This is a genomic window from Allobosea sp. GW821-FHT10B12 (genome assembly GCF_059415545.1).
Map to the genome: position 1 here is coordinate 174,924 of NZ_JBWKNL010000006.1, position 17,356 is coordinate 192,279.

Genomic DNA, 17,356 nt, shown 5'->3' on the forward strand with positions numbered 1-17,356 from the left:
CGGCCGCCATCACGCGGCGGTCGCGGGCTCCTGTTCATGCGTGCCGTTGCCGGCGGGGGCCACCCTGAGCGCGGTCAGCCGGTTGCGGCTCTTGCGCATCACCTCGAAGCGGAAGCCGTGGAAGGTGAACGCCTGGCCGGCGTCAGGGATGGCGCGGGCCTCGTGGATGACGAGGCCGGCGATGGTCGTCGCCTCGTCATCCGGCAACTGCCAGTCCATCGCCCGGTTGAGGTCGCGGATCGGCACGCCGCCGTCCACAATGACGGCGCCGTCCGGCTGCTGGCGTAGGCCGGGCACGGCGACGTCGTGCTCGTCGCGGATGTCGCCGACGATCTCCTCGAGGATGTCCTCGAGCGTCACCAGCCCCATCACCTCGCCGTACTCGTCGACCGCGAGGGCGAAATGCGTCTTGCGGGCGAGGAAGGCCTTGAGCTGCTCGGGCAGGGGCGTGTTCACCGGCACGAACCAAGACTCGAGCGCGATGGTCGCGACATCAAGCTTGCAGGCGTCGCCGCCGGCGGCGTCGAGCGCGCGCAGCAGATCCTTGGCGTGGAGGACGCCGACGATGTTCTCGGGCTTGTCGCGCCAGAGCGGCATGCGGGTATAGGGCGAGGCCAGGACCTCACGCACGATCGTCTCCGGGCCGAGATCGAGATTGATCGTACGCATCTTGGTGCGGTGGATCATCACATCGGCGACTTCGAGCTGCTTCAGGTCGAGCAGGCCGCTGACCATGTCGCCGTCGGCCTTCGCGACCGTGCCCTCCTGGCGCATCAGTTCGACCTGGTCGCGCAGGATCTCGTCGATCGCCAGCACCGGGCGCTGCGAATCGATGCGCAGGCCGAACAGGCCGAGCGAGCGGCGCGCGAACCATTGCATCAGCCGGACCGGCGGACCGAGCACGGCGAGCAGGCGCGCCACCGGCCGTACCAGCTTGAGCGCCATCCGCTCGGGGTCGGCAACGGCCGCCATGCGTGGGGCGAGCTCGCCGACGACGACGACGATGAGCGCGACCGCGATCGCGAGGCCGGCTGCGCCGCTGACGCCGAAGGAGGCGAGCGCGGCATAGGCGGCGAAGCTCGCCGTCGCGGTCTTCACCAGCGTGCGCGCCAGCAGGAAGACGCCGCTCAGCCTCTCACGGTCACCGAGCACCCGCAGGACGATCGCGGCACGGCGGCTGCCGGCCTTTTCCTGCTGGACCAGCCTGGCACGCGAGATCGCATGGAGCGCCGCATCGGCGGCGGCGAGGAAGCCGGTCAGCAGCACGCCGAGCGCGACGACGGCAATGGCGAGCCAGGGATCGAGATGAGGAATGGCTACCATGGAGGAAGCGGTCAGGCCCCTGCGAGTTCACTTTCGATGAAGTCGTGCGCCGCCTCGGTGGCGACGCCGGGCGCGATGAAGCTCCTGCCGATGCCATGCGCCAGGATGAAGGTCAGCGCGCCGCGCTTGACCTTCTTGTCCTGGGTCATCGCCTCGACGATCTCGGCGGCCGTTCCGGTGCCGCCGGGCACGTCCTGCAGCCGGGTCGGCAGGCCAACGGCGGCAAGATGGGCAGCGACGCGGCCGGCATCCTGGCCGGAGCAGAGGCCGAGGCGCTGCGAGAAACGGAAGGCGAGGCTAAGCCCGATCGCGACGGCTTCGCCATGGACGAGGCGGGTGGAATCGTAGCGGGTCAGGCGCTCCAGCGCATGGGCGAAGGTGTGGCCGAGGTTGAGAAGGGCACGGTCGCCATCCTCGCGCTCGTCGCGGGCGACGACAGCGGCCTTGGCCCGGCAGGCGGTCGCGACCGCATGGTCGCGCTCGGGGCCCCCCTCCATGACGCGGCGCCAGTTGACCTCGCACCAGTCGAAGAAGGCGGCGTCGTCGATCAGCCCGTATTTCACCACCTCGGCATAGCCGGCCTTGAACTCGCGCTCGCTGAGCGTATCGAGCAAGGAGGTGTCGCAGACCACCAGAGCCGGCTGGTGGAAGGCGCCGATCAGGTTCTTGCCATGGCTGGAATTGATGCCGGTTTTGCCGCCGACGGACGAATCGACCTGGGCGAGCAGGCTGGTCGGGATCTGCACCAGCCGCACGCCGCGGCGCAGTACCGAGGCGGCAAAGCCCGAGAGATCGCCGACGACGCCGCCACCGAGCGCGATGACGAGGTCGTTGCGCTCGATCTTGGCGGCGAGCAGCCCGTCGCAGAGCTCGATGAAGCGGGCATAGGATTTCGTGCTCTCGCCCGGCGGCACGGTCAGGCGCGTGGTGGGGACGCCGGCCCGATTGAGGCACGATTCGAGCGCCGGGGCATGCAAAGCGGCTAGGTTCTCGTCGGTGACGATGGCGGCGCGGGCGCCAGGCGCCAGGCGTGCGATCACCTCGGCTGCCTCACAGAGCTGGTGGCGGCCGATCAGGATGTCGTAGGAGCGCTCGGCCAATGCGACCGGCACGACGATGGGCTCCGCTGCGGCGGTAGCGGGGACCGCTGCGTTCATCACGTATTCTCCCGGCGCAGCCGCTGGTCGAGCGCCGTCAGTGCATCCTCGACAACGACCTCATGCGGATCGTCGCGCGACAGCAGGGTGATGTCGGCCAGCGCATAGACCGGCTCGCGCTCGGCCAGCATCCGGCGCATGGTCGCTTCCGGGTCGGTGGTCTGGAGCAAAGGGCGGTTGCTGCGCTTGCGGACGCGGCGCATCAGCACGTCGAACTCGGCCTTCAGCCAGATCGAGACGCCGAGCTCGGCGATGCGGGCGCGGGTGTCGGCGTTCATGAAGGCGCCGCCGCCGGTCGCCAGCACGAGGGGCGCGCGGGTGGTCAGGATGCGGGCGATGACGCGGCGCTCGCCGTCGCGGAACTCGCTCTCGCCGCGCTGGGCGAATATCTCCGGAATCGTCATGCCGGCAGCGGTCTCGATCTCGGTATCGGCATCGACGAAGGGCAGGCCGAGACGGGCGCCGAGACGCTTGCCGACCGAGCTCTTGCCGGAGCCCATCATGCCCACCAGCACCACCGCCCGCGCGCCGAGCGCGGCGCGCAAGGCGATGCGATCCACCTGTTCGATCGTTTCCGCCATCGTCATCGACTGAATTCCTTGAGCCCGCTCTAGCATGAGGATCGCGGTACCGCCATGTGCGATGCACTGCGGCTTGACCGAGCCTTTCGAGTCGGGCTCGTAGCGCCGCGACGAGGGTGGTGGGAGCGCATGGTGTCGGTGGCCGGAGAGGATTGCGGGATCGCTGCGCTGCGGCCGCCCTTCGTGCTGCTGGAGGATCGCAGCGGGGTGGGGACGGCGCTGCTCTTCGCCGAGCCAGTCGAGATCGTAGCAGCGAGCGAGCCCTCCGAGATCGCTCGCGCTTTCGCCGCTATCGAGGCCGGCTTGGTGCGCGGGCTGCACGCCGCGGGCTTGCTCTCCTATGAGCTCGGCTATGCCTTCGAGCCACGACTCGCCGGGCTGTTGCCGAGCGAGCGAGCCCTGCCGCTACTCTGGTTCGGCCTGTTCGAGCCACCGCGCAGGATTGCCCCGGCAGAGCTCGACCAGCGCTTTGCGGCCCTGTGCCCAGCGCCGCTGGAAGATCTGACGTTCGGGCTGGACGAGGCCGGACACGCGGCGGCGGTGCAGCGCGTGCTCGACTATCTCCACGCCGGCGACGCCTATCAGATCAACCTGACCTTCCCGATCCGCTTCCGTTATCGCGGCGATCCGCTCGCACTCTACGGCGCGCTCAGGGCAAGCCAGCCGGTCGCGCATGGCGGCATGGTCGCGACAGGTGAGGCGAGCATCCTCTCGGTCTCGCCGGAGCTGTTCATCGAGACCGCTGGCGGGTACGCCATCACCCGGCCGATGAAGGGGACGTCGGCACGTGCCGTCGATGCGCAGGCCGACGAGGCGGCGAAGGCGGCCTTGCGGGCCGATCCGAAGCAGCGGGCCGAGAACCTGATGATCGTCGATCTCCTGCGCAATGATCTCAGCAGGATCAGTGAGCAGGGTTCGGTCAAAGTGCCGGCACTATTCAGCGTCGAGACCTATCCGAGCTTCCACACGCTGACCTCGACCGTGACCGGCCAATTGCGGCCGGGCCTGTCGCTCCTCGAGCAGATGCAGGCGCTGTTCCCCTGCGGCTCGGTCACCGGCGCGCCGAAGCTGCGGGCGATGGAGATCATCCGCGAGCTCGAGGTGGCGCCGCGCGCAGTCTACACCGGCTCGCTCGGGATGATCGCGCCCAATGGCGACATCAGCTTCAACGTCGCGATCCGGACCGCGACACTGCTGCCTGATGGCGAGGGCGTCTACGGAGTCGGCGGCGGCATCGTCGTCGATTCCAAACCGGCCGAGGAATATGCCGAGTGCCGGCTGAAGGCGCGGGTGCTGACCGATCTCGCCGAGGACTATGGGCTGATCGAGACGCTGCGCTGGTCGGGCGGCTATGTCCGGCTGGAGTTGCATCTCGAGCGCCTCGCCGCGTCGGCGGCGGCGCTGGGTTTCAGCTTCGATCGGGAGCTGGCGCTCGGGCAGCTCGCCGAGGCTGAAGCGTCATTCCCCGCTGGGGGCGAGCGTCGCGTGCGCTGCGAGTTGCACCGCGACGGCACGCTTCAGGTCACCACGGCGTCGATGCCGCCTGCGCCGGACGGCTTGATCCAGATCGCCGTTTCGAGGCAGCCGGTCGATGCCGGCGATCCCTTCCTGCGCCACAAGACGACGCGCCGGGCGATCTATGAACAGGCTTTCGCCGGGGCGGCGTCGCAAGGCTGCGACGATGCGCTGCTGCTGAACCGGCAGGGCTTCGTCACCGAAACCAGTCGCAGCAACATCTTCGTCGAGCACGATGGCGTGCTGCAGACTCCGCCGCTGGAGCACGGCCTTTTGCCCGGTGTGCTGCGTCGCGAACTCATCGAAACCGGCGCCGCCCGGGAGATCCCTTTGCGCCTTGAGGATGTCCGCCAGGCTGAGCGCTGGTTCGTTGGCAACAGCCTGCGCGGATTGCAGATCGCGCAGCTCGCGGGTTCTGTGCTTGCATCCGGCCCGGTCGATCAGAAATAACGGGTTGGGGTGCATGGGGAATCGCCGGCCGTGCCGACGCTGTTCAAGTTCCTGACGTTCCTGGCTGTGATCGCCGGGCTGATCTATGGCGGCATGATTGCGCTGGTGACCTTCGTGAAGCCGGAGCCGCGCGAGATGGTCGAGATCGTGCCGCCCTCGAAGTTGCAAAAATGAGCAAGCAGGCGCGCTCCTGGCTGAACGGCTTCCTCGACATGCTGGCGGCCGAGCGTGGGGCTGCGAAGAACACGCTCGAGGCCTATGAGCGCGATCTCGAGGATTATCTTGGTTTCGCGGCGAGCCAGGGTGGCCCGGCCGCGGCTACGGCGGACGATGTCCGGGCCTATCTGGTCGAGTTGTCGGAGCGGGGCCTGAAGGCCTCATCGGCGGCGCGGCGGCTTTCGGCCGTCAGGCAGTTCCACCGCTTCCTCTACACCGAAGGGCTGGCCGGCACCGATCCGACCGCCGCGATCGAGGGCCCGCGGCTCGGCCGGCCATTGCCGAAGGTGCTCAGTGTCGCCGAGGTCGACCGATTGATCGGCACGGCCCAGCAGATGATGGAGCAGGAGGGGCAGACGCCCGCGGCGCGAGCGCGAACCGTCAGGATGCGCTGCCTGATCGAGATGCTCTACGCCACCGGCCTGCGCGTCTCCGAATTGATCGCGCTGCCGCTCTCGGCTGCGACGACGCGCGAGCGCTTCCTCGTGGTGCGCGGCAAGGGCGACAAGGACCGGCTGGTGCCGCTGAACGAAGCCGCGCGCGTCGCCGCCGCGGCGCATCTCGCTTTGCTGCGCGAGCAGGGCGCGGCTGACGGGCGCTGGCTCTTTCCCTCCGATGGCGAGAGCGGGCACCTGACCCGCCAGGCCTTCGGGCGCGATCTCAAATCGCTGGCGGCGGCGGCCGGCCTGTCGCCGGCCAAGGTCTCGCCGCACGTCCTGCGCCATGCCTTCGCCAGCCATCTCCTGCAGAACGGCGCGGACTTACGCGTCGTGCAGGAGCTGCTCGGGCATGCCGATATCGCGACGACGCAGATCTACACCCATGTCCTCGACGAGCGGTTGAAGAGCATGGTGCGCGACCTGCATCCGCTGATGGACAGCGAGAGCTAGCTCAGGCCGCGTTCGGCGTGCTCGGCGCCGGCTCCTCGCCTTTCCTGCCGCAGAGAGCCAGCATGGCACGGGCGATTTCGGCCTCGCCCATGATGGTGCGGCTGGCGCCGCAGTCCTTGAGATGCTCGACCTCGGCGAGGGAATGGGCGCGGGCGATGATCGGCAGGCCCGGATTCGCTTTTCGCGCCTGCTCGCAGACCTGGCCGGCCTCGAAGCTGCCGGGGATCGCGACGAAGAGGCGCTTTGCCCGCGTCAGCCCGGCGGCAGCGAGCACCTCCGGGTCGGCGGCGTTGCCGACGAGCACCTCGGCACCGTCGCGGCGGGCCGCTGCGACGCCATCGTCCTGATCCTCGATCACCAAGAGCTTCTCGCCCATGGCCGCAAGGCCGGCCCCTAGCAGCGAGCCGACGCGGCCATAGCCGACCACGACGATATGGTCGGAGAGCTCGGTCGGCGCGATGTCGCGGTCCAGCGGGGGCGCCGGTTCGGGCTCCGGTGCGGCGGCTGGGGCCTCCGGTTGAGGGGCAGGGCTAGCCTCGGCCGGCTTGGGCTTGGCCGGCGCCGGATCAGGCGGGGCAAACCGATCGACCAGCTTGAACAGCAGCGGGTTGAGCACGATCGAGAAGATTGCACCGGCGAGGATCAGGTCGCGGCCCTGCTCGGGCAGCAGCTTCAAGGAGACGCCGAGCCCGGCGAGAATGAAGGAGAACTCGCCGATCTGCGCCAGGCTCGCCGAGATCGTCAGCGCGACCTGATCGGGCTTGCCGAAGGCGCGCACGATCAGCCAGGCCGCCAGCGACTTGCCGAACAGGATGATGGCGATCGTCGCGATCAGCGGCAGCGGCGCCCGCAAGACGATGCCAGGGTCGAACAGCATGCCTACGGAGACGAAGAACAGCACGGCGAAGGCGTCGCGTAGCGGCAGCGATTCCTCGGCGGCGCGATGGCTGAGCGGCGATTCGCTCAGGATCATGCCGGCGAAGAAGGCGCCGAGCGCGAAGGAGACGCCGAACAGGCTGGCGGCGAGATAAGCGACACCGAGTGCGATCGCGAGCACGGCGAGGCGGAAGAGCTCGCGCGAGCCGGTATGGGCGACCCAGTGCAGGATCCAGGGGATCAGCCGGCGCCCGACGATCAGCATGAAGGCGACGAAGGCGGCGACCTTGGCGAGCGTCAGGCCGAGCACGCCCCAGAGGCCGAGATCGAAGCGCGTCGCCAGCGGCCCGCCGCCGGAAGCAGCGCCGGAACCGCCGTTCAGCACATCGGCGACAGCCGGGATCATGACCAGCGCCAGGACCATGGCGAGGTCCTCGACGATCAGCCAGCCGACGGCGATCTTGCCCTTCTCGGTCTGGACGATGCGGCGCTCCTGCAAGGCGCGCAGCAGCACGACGGTACTGGCGACCGAAAGCGCCAGGCCGAAGACGAGGCCGGCGATTACGGTCCAGCCGAGCAGCAAAGCAAGGCCGAGGCCCAGCAAGGTTGCGGCAGCGATCTGCACCAGCGCGCCCGGCACGGCGATGGCTTTGACCGAGAGCAGGTCCTTCAATGAGAAATGCAGGCCAACGCCGAACATCAGCAGGATGACGCCGATTTCGGCGAGGTCGTTGGCGAGATTCTGGTCGGCGACGAAACCGGGGGTGAACGGGCCGACTGCGACGCCGGCGAGGAGGTAGCCGACGAGCGGGGAAACCCTCAATTTCTGCGCCAGCGCCCCGAACACGAAGGCGAGGCCGAGGCCCATGACGATGATGGCGATCAATGGGCCGTGATGCATGGGTCTCCGGAGGGCAGGCGGGAAGGGATGTCGCGACTGTGCGGATCGCCGCGGATGAATTCAACCTTCGATGGCAGACAAAAGTCGCAAGCGGGCTGCGACATGGCGCGCAAGGCGTGAAGTCAGGCTTTGGTTGGCTTGTGCTCGAGCAGGATCTGGCCCTGCTTCTCGACGCCGAGCTTCAACTTCTCGGCGAAGATGGCGAGCATCAGGGGCAACATCACCTCGACGCGCACCAGCGCGTCCTCGACCTCGATCCTGCCGCTGACGGTCTGGCCGAGCGCGGCGACGCCGAATTGCAGCGTGTCGCCCTGCCAGCTTTCCTCGACGAGCTGCATGCCGAAGCTGCCGAGCTTGTCGCGGACCTTGCCGACGCCGCCCTGCAATCGCTGGCGGGCCGCGTCGCGGCCGAGCGAATGCGAGATGGTGATGGTGACGGGGCGTTTCATGCGTCAGGTCCCGGAAGCGTAAACGAACTGGCGTGACGCTGAGATGGGCTGCGCGGCGGGAGCTTGCAACCTAAGGACTCGACCTTGAACGAGAACGTCCCGGTAAGGACACCCGGGACGACGCATGTGACGGTGAAACTTGGTTTGAGGTCAGTGGCTGCGGGCTTCGAGCGCCTGCTGGCCTTCCGGCGTGACCTTCCAGACCTCGTCGCCGGGCTCGGCCAGGCCGCGGCCTTGAAGCAGGCGCAGCATCGCCTCGCCGAAGATGAAGCGGCGTGTTTCTTCGCTGATGCTCTCAAGCGCGATCCACTCCGGATCGGTCATCACGATGCTCTCAGGGTTCGTCGCGGTCTCGGCCATATCGTCCTCCTCCGTGGCGGTTGCTGCGGTCAGAGGCAAAATCGCGAGCAATCTTGGAGAGCTTATGGCGGGCTTCGGGTGGCGCTGCGGCAATTGCGCGGGTTTTCCGGGTTAGGTGACGGTTTTTCCGGATGAGTCCTAGCCGTAAGGCAGGCGCAAGCCCGCCTCGGCGGCGCAGGCCTTGAGCGCGAGCAGGATCGCGTTCTCGTCAGTCTCGACGCCATGGCGCTGCAGGCAGGGCACGAGGATCGCTGCCTCGGCATGGCCGGCGGGGCCGATCACCGGGCAGGCGATGTCGGTGACGGCGAGGATGTCGCGGCTCGGCGCGATGCGGTGGCCCAGCGCCCGGATCTCGGCGAGCGACGCTTGCGTTGTCGGCTCATCGAGGCGTTGTCGGATCTCGGGCGAGGCCTCGCGCATCAGCCCGCGCCGGCGCGCTTCCGACTGGAAGGCGAGGATGAGCAGGCCGGAATTGGCGTCGAGCGCCGGGCGGCCATAGCCGGGGCGGACGATGACGCTGGCGTCGAGATGGCCGGCGGTGGTCGCCAGCACCACGGTCTGCGCCCGGCTGAGCACGACGAGATGGGCAGCCTGACCGCTCTCCTCGCTGAAGCGCTCCATCAATGGCAGCACGACCGAGGTGAGCTGCTTGCCGCCGGGCGTCCTGATGCCGAGGTCGAACAGCCGCCGCGACAGGCCGAGCCGGTCGGTGCCTGGCTCGCGCTCGAGATAGCCGCGCTGCTGCAGCACGAAGACCATCCGGAAGATCTCGCTCTTCGAACGCTGCAGCCGCTCGGCGATGACGCGGGTCGAAAGCGGCTCGCCGGTTTCGGCGAGGAGTTCGAGGATGTCGAGGCCCTTTTCCAAGGCCGGGGCGGCATAGGCCGCCTTTTCGTCAGTATCGGCTTCGGGAAGAACGCTCATGCTGCGCCTGTTTCATATGTGAAGCTTGACATCAAATAAGAAGCCAAACTAGCCTCCGGGTAAAGAGGGAGAGACATGAGCGCATCGCCGCGACATCCGTCCAGCGCGTCCGGACGACGGGCCCACGGCCCACAGGCCCAGCAGGGCTGACGGCGATGAAGTACGGGCTCCAGTTTCGCGACGTCTTTGCGGCCTGGGAGTCCATCCTCGACGGCGTCTGGATCACGCTGCTGCTCTCAGGCGTGGCGATGGTCGGCGGCCTCCTGATCGGCGTGCTCTGCGCGGCCGGGCGGACCTACGGCCCGGCGTGGCTGCGCCGCATCATCGGCGCCTATGTCGAGATCATCCGTAATACGCCGCTTTTGGTGCAGCTCTTCCTGATCTTCTTCGGCCTGCCGAGCTTCGGCGTCAGGCTCGATGGGCTCACCGCCGCGATGATCGCGCTGGTGATCAATCTCGGTGCCTACACCACCGAGATCGTGCGTGCCGGCCTGGAGGCGGTGCCGAAGGCGCAAGTCGAGGCCGGCCATTCGCTCGGGCTCTCCGGCCTGCAGGTCTTCCGCTACATCGTCGTCTTCCCGGCGCTGAAGGCGATGTTCCCGGCGCTCGCCAGCCAGTTCGTGTTGCTGATGCTGGCGACCAGCGTCGCCTCGCAGATCTCGGTGCAGGACCTGTTCCACGCGGCGTCGATCGTGCAATCGCGCACCTTCCGCGATTTCGAGGTCTATACGGTGATCGGCGTGCTCTATCTCGCGCTCGCCATCGGCTTCCGCGGCCTGTTCGCCCTGATCTACCGCGTGGTGTTCGTGCGATGATCCGCGAATTCGGCCTCATCGATGTGATGTACCTGGTAGCGGCGGCGCGCTGGACGATCGCGCTGACTGCAGTCGCCTTCGCCGGCTCGGCGGTGCTCGGCCTTACGCTCGCGATCATGCGGATCCTGCCGATCGCGCCCCTGCGCTGGTTCTCCGCGACCTATATCCAGCTCGTCCAGGGCACGCCGCTGCTGGTCTGGCTGTTCCTGATCTTCTTCGGCCTGCCGCTCGCCGGCATCTCGGTCAATCCCTGGATCGCCGCCGCCGTCGCCTTCTCGATCTACGGCTCGGCTTTCCTCGGCGAGATCTGGCGGGGGGCGCTGGTCTCGATCGCGAAAACGCAATGGGAGGCTGGCTCCTCGCTCGGGCTCTCGCTCGGCGAACAGCTGCGCTATGTCATCATCCCGCAGTCGATCCGGATCGCGATCCCGCCGACGGTCGGTTTCCTGGTGCAATTGATCAAGAACACCTCGCTCGCGGCGGTGATCGGCTTCGTCGAGCTCACCCGCGAGGGCCAGCTCACCGCGGCCGGCACCTACAAGCCCTTTGCCGTCTACATCACCGTCGCCTGCATCTATTTCGCGATGTGCTTCCCTCTCACGCAATGGAGCCGCTCGCTCGAGCGGAAGCTCGATGTCGCTCGTTGAAATCCAGGACGTCAGCAAGAGCTATGGCGCCAACCAGGTGCTGAAAGGCGTCTCGCTCGACATCGAGAAGGGCGAGGTCGTCGCGGTGATCGGCCGCTCGGGCTCAGGGAAAAGCACGCTGCTGCGCTGCGTCAACGGGTTGGAGCCGGTGCAGGCCGGCACGATCCGCATCGACGGCGTCCAGGTGAACGATCCCGCGACCGATCTGCGCAAGCTCAGGCAGGAAGTCGGCATCGTCTTCCAGCAGTTCAACCTGTTCCCGCATCTCTCGGTCTCAGACAACATCACGCTCGCGCCGCGCGTCGTGAAGAAGCAGCGGCCGGAGGAGGCGCGCGAAGTCGCCCGCGAGGTGCTGGCCCGCGTCGGGCTGGAGGACAAGCTCGACGCCTATCCCTCGCAGCTTTCGGGCGGCCAGCAGCAGCGCGTCGCGATCGCCCGCTCGCTCGCCATGCGGCCGAAGCTGATGCTGTTCGACGAGGTCACCTCGGCGCTCGATCCGGAGCTCACCGGCGAGGTGCTGAAGGTGCTGGAATCCGTGGCGCAGCAGGGCATGACCATGATGCTCGTCACCCACGAGATGGGCTTTGCCCGCAGGTTCGGCTCGCGTGTCGTCTTCATGCACGAGGGCCGCATCCACGAAGAAGGCCAGGCCGCGGCGGTGCTCGCTCAGCCGAAGACGCCCGAGCTCACCACCTTCCTCAGCGCGGTGCTGCACTGAGAAGGCCTACAGGTTCCAGTTCAGTCACGAGGGGAGGAGAACATGCGTAAGCTATTTGCAGGTTTGGCGGCGATCGCGATCGCTGCGTTTGGAGCGGCCGAGGCCAAGGCCGACAAGCTCCAGGATATCCTGTCCAAGGGCGTGGTGCGGATCGGCGTGCCGCTCGACGCGCCGCCCTTCGGTTCGCAGGACGCCAACCGCAATCCGATCGGCTTCGACATCGAGTTCGCCGAGATGGTCGCCAAGGGGCTCGGCGTAAAGCTGGAGATGCAGCAGATCACCGGCGCCAACCGCATCCCGTTCCTGCTCACCGACAAGGTCGACATCGTCATCTCGGTGATGGGACTGACCCCCGAGCGCGCCCGGCAGATCCAGTTCACCGCGCCCTATGCCAACACCTTCCTCGCCGTCTACGGCGCGAAATCGGCCAATGTGACCAGCCCTGAGACGATCGGCTCGAACCGCGTCGCCGCCGCCAAGGGCACGACGCAGGAGCTCGCCATCACCGCGACGGCGCCGAAGGCCAGCATCATGCGCACCGAGGACGATGCGACCGCCGCCGCCGCCTACATCACCGGCCAGGCCGACTTGCTCGCGACCAACTCGATCGTCGCCCAGGCGCTCGCCAAGCAGAATCCGAACAAGGAGTTCGAGCGCAAATTCGTCATCCGCCGCAGCCCGGCGCATATGGGCGTGCAGATGGACCAGCATAACCTGGTGCGCTGGCTCGACGGCTTCATCTTCTTCAACGCGATGAACGGCGAGCTCGACCGGCTGCACAAGAAGTATCTGGACATGCCGATGGACCCGCTGCCGACGCTGTAACAGGCGTCATCTGCCGTCATTCTCGGGCGTAGCCAAGCGCAGACCCGAGAATCTCCTGACGAGAAGGCGCCAACTGGCGTCTCTTTTGGCCTGAGATGCTCGGGACAAGCCCGAGCATGACGACCTGTCTCGACCTTCCCTCGTTGCGGGGAAGGCTTCCCAAGCCACGTCCCGTCGAGCCCCGCCATGACCAGCCCTTGCCAGAAGCCGCCGCCGCGCCCGTCTTCCGCCTTCCTCACCGTCGATCCAGAGAGGGATGGCAAGCAGGTCGGCTTCCTGATGATCCCGCATTCGCCTGATGACGACGCCTGGGGCGCGACGCGGATCCCGGTCGCGATCATCAAGAACGGCTCTGGACCCACCGCCATCCTCGAAGGCGGCAACCATGGCGACGAGTACGAGGGGCCGATCGCGATCTGCGACCTGATCCGCGATCTCGATCCCGGGCGCGTGCAGGGGCGGCTCATCCTGATGCCGGCGAACAATGTCCATGCGGTGATCGCAGGAAAACGGACCTCGAGCGTCGACGGGCTCAACTTCAACCGCACCTTCCCCGGCGACCCGCGCGGCACCATCACCCAGCAGATCGCCGCCTTCGTCAGCGACCATATCCTGCCGCTCGGCGATGCCTTCCTCGACCTGCATTCCGGCGGCTCGTCGCTCGACATCATTCCGAGCGCGATCGTCGAGCCGACCGACGATCCCGAACGGCACAAGCGCAATGTCGCGGCGGTCCAAGCCTTCGACGCACCAATGACGGTGGTGATCTCCAATCTCGGCGAGCCACGCACGGCGACCGCGACCGCCTGCCGGCAGGGGCTCGTCACGGTCGGGACGGAAATGGCGGGCGCCGGCACGGTCTCGCTCGACGCTCTGAAAATCTGCCGGCGCGGCGTCGCCAATGTGCTCGATCATCTCGGCATCGTCAGGCGCGAGAAGCCGGAGCCGCGCCGCGGCGGCGGGCAGGTGCTCGAATTGCCGGGGACGTCGGCCTACGTCTATGCGACGGCCGACGGCATCTTCGAGCCCTTCCACGCCAATGGCGAAAAGGTCAGCGCCGGCCAGCCGGCAGGCAAGATCCATTGCACCTGGGACCCGACGCGCCCGCCGGAGACGCTGCATTACGCCGCCGACGGCATTCTCTACGGCCGGCGCCAGCCGGGCCGCGTCAGGCCGGGCAATTGCTGCCTGATCGTGGCGGCGCCCTATCGCGGGGTGCTGTCGTGATCGGTCTCGACGATATCCGCGCCGCGCGCTGGCGGATCCAGCCGCATATCCGCAAGACCCCGATCCTGCCCTATGGCCAGCTCAGCTCGCGCGAGGACTTCGGCGGCACGGTGACGCTGAAGCTGGAATTGCTGCAGGCGGCCGGCTCGTTCAAGGCGCGCGGCGCGATGAACCGCCTGCTGACGCTCTCGGCGGAGGAACTAGGGCGCGGCGTCGTCACGGCCTCAGGCGGCAATCACGGGCTCGCCATCGCCCGCTCGGCCCATGTGCTCGGTGCGAAGGCCAAGATCTTCCTGCCGTCCAACGTCGTCGCCGACAAGGTCACAAAGCTGAAGCGCTGGGGTGCTGAGGTCGAGATCGTCGGCGCGGTCTGGGATGATGCCAATGCCGCGGCGTTGGCCTATGCGAAGGAAACCGGCGCGACCTATGCCCATCCGTTCAGCGATCCCGTGGTGGTCGCCGGCCAGGGCACGCTCGGGCTCGATATCCTCGACGAGATCCCCGATGTCGACGTCATTCTCGTCGCGATCGGCGGCGGAGGCCTGATCACCGGATTGTCGACGGCGGTGAAGGCGCTCAGGCCGCAGACGCGCATCATCGGCATCGAGCCCTTTGGCTCGCCGACGCTGCATGCCTGTCTCGAAGCCGGCAAGCTGGTCACGCTCGACAAGCTTGAGACGCGGGTCGCGACCATGTCGTGCCGGCGCACCGACCAGGCGATCTACGAGGCGGTGGCGCGCAATGTCGACGAAATCGTGCTGGTCAGCGACGGCGAGATGGAGCAGGCGGCGCAATCGCTCTGGTTCGAGTTCGGCATCGCCGCCGATCTTTCGGGCGCGGCGGCGGTTGCGGCCTTGCAGGCGAAGCGCTTCGTGCCGGCGCCGGGCAGCAAGGTTTGCGCGCTGGTCTGCGGTGCCGGGACGGATGGGACAGCGAGCTGAAGCTCAGCGCGCGACGCTCAGCCCCTGCACGCCGTGTTTTGCGATCAGCGCCGCGATGAAGCCCGATTCCTTCGCCGCGGCGACGAACTTCGCCAGGTAATCCGCTGCCTCGGCCTTGGCCTTGGGCACGCCGATCGCCTGCTGCACGGTCATGAAGTAGCCGTCGAGGATGCGCGTGCCGGGGATCGCCACGACATCCTTGAGCAGGCGCGGCCGCAGGCCGGCCAGCGCATCGAGCTCCTTGGCGACGAAATCGGCAGCGGAATCGTCGAGCGAGCCTGAGCGCACGAGTTCGGCCTTGCGGATGTTGCGATCGAGCCAGAGACCATAAGCGGCGCGGCCACTGACGGCGATGCGGACGCCCTGCGCATCGACATCGGCGATCTCCCGTAGCGGCGAGGCCTCGCGGACGAGATAGGTCGCCTCGATCTCGGCGTAAGCCGGCGTGAAGCTGATCGCCTCGGCCCGCTGCGGTTCGGCGCCGATCAAGCCGACATCCCATTCGTCGCAAGGGGCGGCATCGGCGAGCAGGCCGGGATTGTCATAAGTCACATAGCGCAGCCCGGTGCCGAGAAGATCGGCCAGCGCCCGGGCCATGTCGGGCGAGACGCCTTGTGGCTCGCCCTGCGGGCCGCGGCTGGAGACCAGCAGGAAATTCGAGAGGTTGATGCCGGCGCGCAGCAGGTTGGCAGGCGCGAGATGCTCGCGCACGGTCGGCGAGAGCTGGCCGATATCGGGGCGGAATTCCATGATCTCTCCCTGCCGTTCGAGCGCCTGTCCTTATGCGCCGCATGGCGACAAGGAGACAACCCGCCGGCGGTTTTCCGGCGAAGTCAGGGCATCCTCGTGACCACATATTTTCTGCGGAACCATGTGGGAAATAAGCGGTTTGCCGGGGGAGGTCTCTCATCGGAAGGAGGAATTCAGATGATGAAGAAACTCGCCCTCGCGACGGCCATCGTCGCGTTCTCCACCGCTGCCATGGCGCAGCAGAATCCGTCAGGCGCCCGCGGCGGCGCGGCGGGCGGTGCAGCAGCCGGCGCAGTCGGCGGAGCCGTCGCCGGCGCGATCATCGGTGACAGCACGCAGCCGCGCTTCCGCCAGTATGTCGTCGAGCAACGCGTGCCGTCCTACAGCTATGAGGAGCCGCTCGAGGTCGGCACCGTCCTGCCGACGCGCGGCGTCACCTATCGCGAAATCCCGCGCGAATACGGAGCGCGGGCGGGCTATCGCTACACGATGGTGAACGACCGCACGGTGATCGTCGAGCCGAAGACACGCAGGATCGTGCAGATCATCGAATGATCGGCGCCGGCGCGAATTTTGGAAGCGCGGCTTTCGGGCCGCGCTTTCGTTTGCTCGGCGTCAGAGTTCCAGCCAGCGCGCGCCCTTGGCCGAGGAATGCACGGCCGTCTCGATGAAGCGTACGCCGCGGACGCCCTCAGTAACGGTCGGAACCAGCATCGAGAACGGGGCGGGTTCGCGCCCCTCGATCCGGGCCGTGACCTGCTCGGCGATGTCGGAATAGAGCTGGGTGAAGCCTTCGAGATAGCCCTCCGGGTGGCCGGCAGGCACGCGCGAGGCGGCGTTGGCGACCGGATAGGCGCCGGCGCCATTGCGACGGATCAGGCGTGGCGGTTCGCCGAGCGGCGACTGGATCAAGAGGTTCGGGTTCTCCTGCTGCCATTCGAGCCCGCCCTTTTCGCCATAGAGGCGGATGCGCAGGCCGTTCTCCTGGCCTGTGGCGACCTGGCTGCACCAGAGCATGCCGCGTGCGCCGCCCTTGAAGCGCAGCAGCATATGGGCGTTGTCGTCGAGCCGGCGGCCTTCGACGAAGACATGGGCTTCGGCGGCGAGCGCCTCGACCTCGTCGCCGGCGATGAATTCGGCGAGGTTGAAGGCATGGCTGCCGATATCGCCGATCGCGCCGGCCGGGCCGGACTTCGCCGGGTCGGTGCGCCAGGTCGCCTGCTTCTGCCCGCTCTCCTCGAGCTTCGTGGCGAGCCAGTCCTGCGCGTACTCGACCTGGACGACGCGCAGCCTGCCGAGCACGCCCTCGGCGACCATGGCTCGCGCCTGCCGGACCAGCGGATAGCCGGTGTAGTTGTGGGTGACGGCGAAGATCACGCCACTGTCCTTCGCCAGCCTGGCGAGCGCTTCCGCCTCACGCAAGGTCGTCGTCAGCGGCTTGTCGCAAATCACGTGGATGCCGGCCTTGAGGAAGGCTTTCGCCGCCGCTGCATGGGCATGGTTCGGCGTGACGATCGCGACCGCGTCGATGCCGTCCTTGCGGCGCTTCTCGCGCTTTGCCATCTCGTTGGCATCGGCATAGAGGCGGGCGGGATCGAGCAGCAGGTCTTCGCCCGAGAGCCGCCCGCGCTCCGGATCGGAAGAGAGCGCGCCGGCGACGAGCTGCCAGCGATCGTCGAGCCGGGCGGCGATGCGATGGACCGCCCCGATGAAGGCGCCGCGCCCGCCGCCGACCATGCCGAGGCGCAGGCGGCGGTTGAGCTTTTGGGGGGTCGAGCTTTCGATCGCCAT

Annotated in this window: 19 protein-coding genes; 10 read left to right on the forward strand and 9 right to left on the reverse strand. The window is 67.7% G+C overall.

Annotation, left to right across the window (positions count from 1 at the left end; all coding sequences use genetic code 11):
• Positions 1-9 precede the first annotated feature (9 nt).
• From AC07O0_RS20940 to AC07O0_RS20950, 3 genes are read right to left on the reverse strand one after another with little or no spacing between them, the layout of a single operon-like run.
• Positions 10-1,323 carry an HlyC/CorC family transporter gene (locus tag AC07O0_RS20940; protein WP_494625613.1) on the reverse strand — a complete coding sequence of 438 codons (1,314 nt, stop codon included), beginning with the start codon at positions 1,321-1,323 and terminating at the stop codon, positions 10-12.
• 11 nt (positions 1,324-1,334) lie between these two features.
• Positions 1,335-2,480, reverse strand: coding sequence for a 3-dehydroquinate synthase (gene aroB / locus AC07O0_RS20945; protein ID WP_494625614.1), 1,146 nt, complete (start codon positions 2,478-2,480; stop codon positions 1,335-1,337).
• Entirely contained in the window at positions 2,480-3,067 is a 588-nt protein-coding gene (locus AC07O0_RS20950; protein WP_494625615.1) for a shikimate kinase, read from the reverse strand. The genes aroB and AC07O0_RS20950 overlap by 1 nt, the downstream gene beginning before the upstream one ends.
• Positions 3,068-3,193: 126 nt before the next feature.
• On the opposite strand from AC07O0_RS20950, the gene AC07O0_RS20955 reads away from it, so the two are divergent.
• Genes AC07O0_RS20955 through AC07O0_RS20965 form a run of 3 tightly spaced genes read left to right on the forward strand, consistent with a single transcriptional unit; the run spans position 3,194 to position 6,132 of the window.
• Entirely contained in the window at positions 3,194-5,026 is a 1,833-nt protein-coding gene (locus AC07O0_RS20955) for an aminodeoxychorismate synthase component I (protein WP_494625616.1), read from the forward strand.
• A 30-nt stretch (positions 5,027-5,056) separates the two neighbouring features.
• Positions 5,057-5,200, forward strand: coding sequence for a hypothetical protein (locus AC07O0_RS20960; protein ID WP_057189930.1), 144 nt, complete (start codon positions 5,057-5,059; stop codon positions 5,198-5,200).
• Complete coding sequence (locus AC07O0_RS20965) at positions 5,197-6,132, forward strand: site-specific tyrosine recombinase XerD (RefSeq protein WP_494625617.1); 936 nt, start codon at positions 5,197-5,199, stop codon at positions 6,130-6,132. The genes AC07O0_RS20960 and AC07O0_RS20965 overlap by 4 nt, the downstream gene beginning before the upstream one ends.
• A 1-nt stretch (position 6,133) precedes the next feature.
• Here AC07O0_RS20965 and AC07O0_RS20970 read toward each other — a convergent pair whose 3' ends face one another.
• The 4 genes from AC07O0_RS20970 to AC07O0_RS20985 all read right to left on the reverse strand — a co-directional run bounded on the left by AC07O0_RS20970 (position 6,134) and on the right by AC07O0_RS20985 (position 9,642).
• Positions 6,134-7,909, reverse strand: coding sequence for a cation:proton antiporter domain-containing protein (locus AC07O0_RS20970; RefSeq protein ID WP_494625618.1), 1,776 nt, complete (start codon positions 7,907-7,909; stop codon positions 6,134-6,136).
• A 122-nt stretch (positions 7,910-8,031) separates the two neighbouring features.
• The gene (locus tag AC07O0_RS20975) at positions 8,032-8,358 is read right to left on the reverse strand and encodes a polyhydroxyalkanoic acid system family protein (RefSeq protein ID WP_494625619.1); all 327 of its coding nucleotides are present in this window, start codon (positions 8,356-8,358) and stop codon (positions 8,032-8,034) included.
• A gap of 150 nt (positions 8,359-8,508) precedes the next feature.
• Positions 8,509-8,718, reverse strand: a complete 210-nt coding sequence (locus AC07O0_RS20980) for a hypothetical protein (RefSeq protein ID WP_454028505.1) — start codon at positions 8,716-8,718, stop codon at positions 8,509-8,511.
• Positions 8,719-8,856: 138 nt separating this feature from the next.
• Positions 8,857-9,642 carry an IclR family transcriptional regulator gene (locus AC07O0_RS20985; RefSeq protein ID WP_494625620.1) on the reverse strand — a complete coding sequence of 262 codons (786 nt, stop codon included), beginning with the start codon at positions 9,640-9,642 and terminating at the stop codon, positions 8,857-8,859.
• 155 nt (positions 9,643-9,797) lie between these two features.
• Here AC07O0_RS20985 and AC07O0_RS20990 point away from each other — a divergent pair, with 155 nt between their 5' ends.
• The 6 genes from AC07O0_RS20990 (at position 9,798) to AC07O0_RS21015 (ending at position 14,815) form a co-directional block, all read left to right on the forward strand.
• The gene (locus AC07O0_RS20990; protein WP_494625621.1) at positions 9,798-10,457 is read left to right on the forward strand and encodes an amino acid ABC transporter permease; all 660 of its coding nucleotides are present in this window, start codon (positions 9,798-9,800) and stop codon (positions 10,455-10,457) included.
• Positions 10,454-11,104, forward strand: coding sequence for an amino acid ABC transporter permease (locus AC07O0_RS20995; protein WP_494625622.1), 651 nt, complete (start codon positions 10,454-10,456; stop codon positions 11,102-11,104). Before AC07O0_RS20990 ends, AC07O0_RS20995 begins: the two co-directional genes overlap by 4 nt.
• Positions 11,091-11,822, forward strand: a complete 732-nt coding sequence (locus tag AC07O0_RS21000; protein ID WP_494625623.1) for an amino acid ABC transporter ATP-binding protein — start codon at positions 11,091-11,093, stop codon at positions 11,820-11,822. Before AC07O0_RS20995 ends, AC07O0_RS21000 begins: the two co-directional genes overlap by 14 nt.
• Positions 11,823-11,864: 42 nt before the next feature.
• A complete protein-coding gene (locus AC07O0_RS21005; RefSeq protein WP_494625624.1) occupies positions 11,865-12,647 on the forward strand; it encodes a transporter substrate-binding domain-containing protein in 783 nt (260 codons plus the stop codon).
• A gap of 186 nt (positions 12,648-12,833) precedes the next feature.
• Positions 12,834-13,874: a succinylglutamate desuccinylase/aspartoacylase family protein gene (locus AC07O0_RS21010; RefSeq protein ID WP_494625625.1), complete on the forward strand. Its 1,041-nt coding sequence runs from the start codon at positions 12,834-12,836 to the stop codon at positions 13,872-13,874.
• Positions 13,871-14,815 carry a threonine ammonia-lyase gene (locus AC07O0_RS21015; protein ID WP_494625626.1) on the forward strand — a complete coding sequence of 315 codons (945 nt, stop codon included), beginning with the start codon at positions 13,871-13,873 and terminating at the stop codon, positions 14,813-14,815. Before AC07O0_RS21010 ends, AC07O0_RS21015 begins: the two co-directional genes overlap by 4 nt.
• Before the next feature lie 3 nt (positions 14,816-14,818).
• On the opposite strand, the gene AC07O0_RS21020 is transcribed toward AC07O0_RS21015, so the two are convergent.
• A complete protein-coding gene (locus AC07O0_RS21020) occupies positions 14,819-15,565 on the reverse strand; it encodes a transporter substrate-binding domain-containing protein (RefSeq protein WP_494625627.1) in 747 nt (248 codons plus the stop codon).
• Positions 15,566-15,745: 180 nt separating this feature from the next.
• On the opposite strand from AC07O0_RS21020, the gene AC07O0_RS21025 reads away from it, so the two are divergent.
• A complete protein-coding gene (locus tag AC07O0_RS21025) occupies positions 15,746-16,120 on the forward strand; it encodes a DUF1236 domain-containing protein (protein WP_494625628.1) in 375 nt (124 codons plus the stop codon).
• Positions 16,121-16,180: 60 nt separating this feature from the next.
• Here the strand turns inward: AC07O0_RS21025 and AC07O0_RS21030 are convergent, their stop codons facing one another.
• Positions 16,181-17,356, reverse strand: a complete 1,176-nt coding sequence (locus tag AC07O0_RS21030) for a Gfo/Idh/MocA family protein (protein ID WP_494625629.1) — start codon at positions 17,354-17,356, stop codon at positions 16,181-16,183.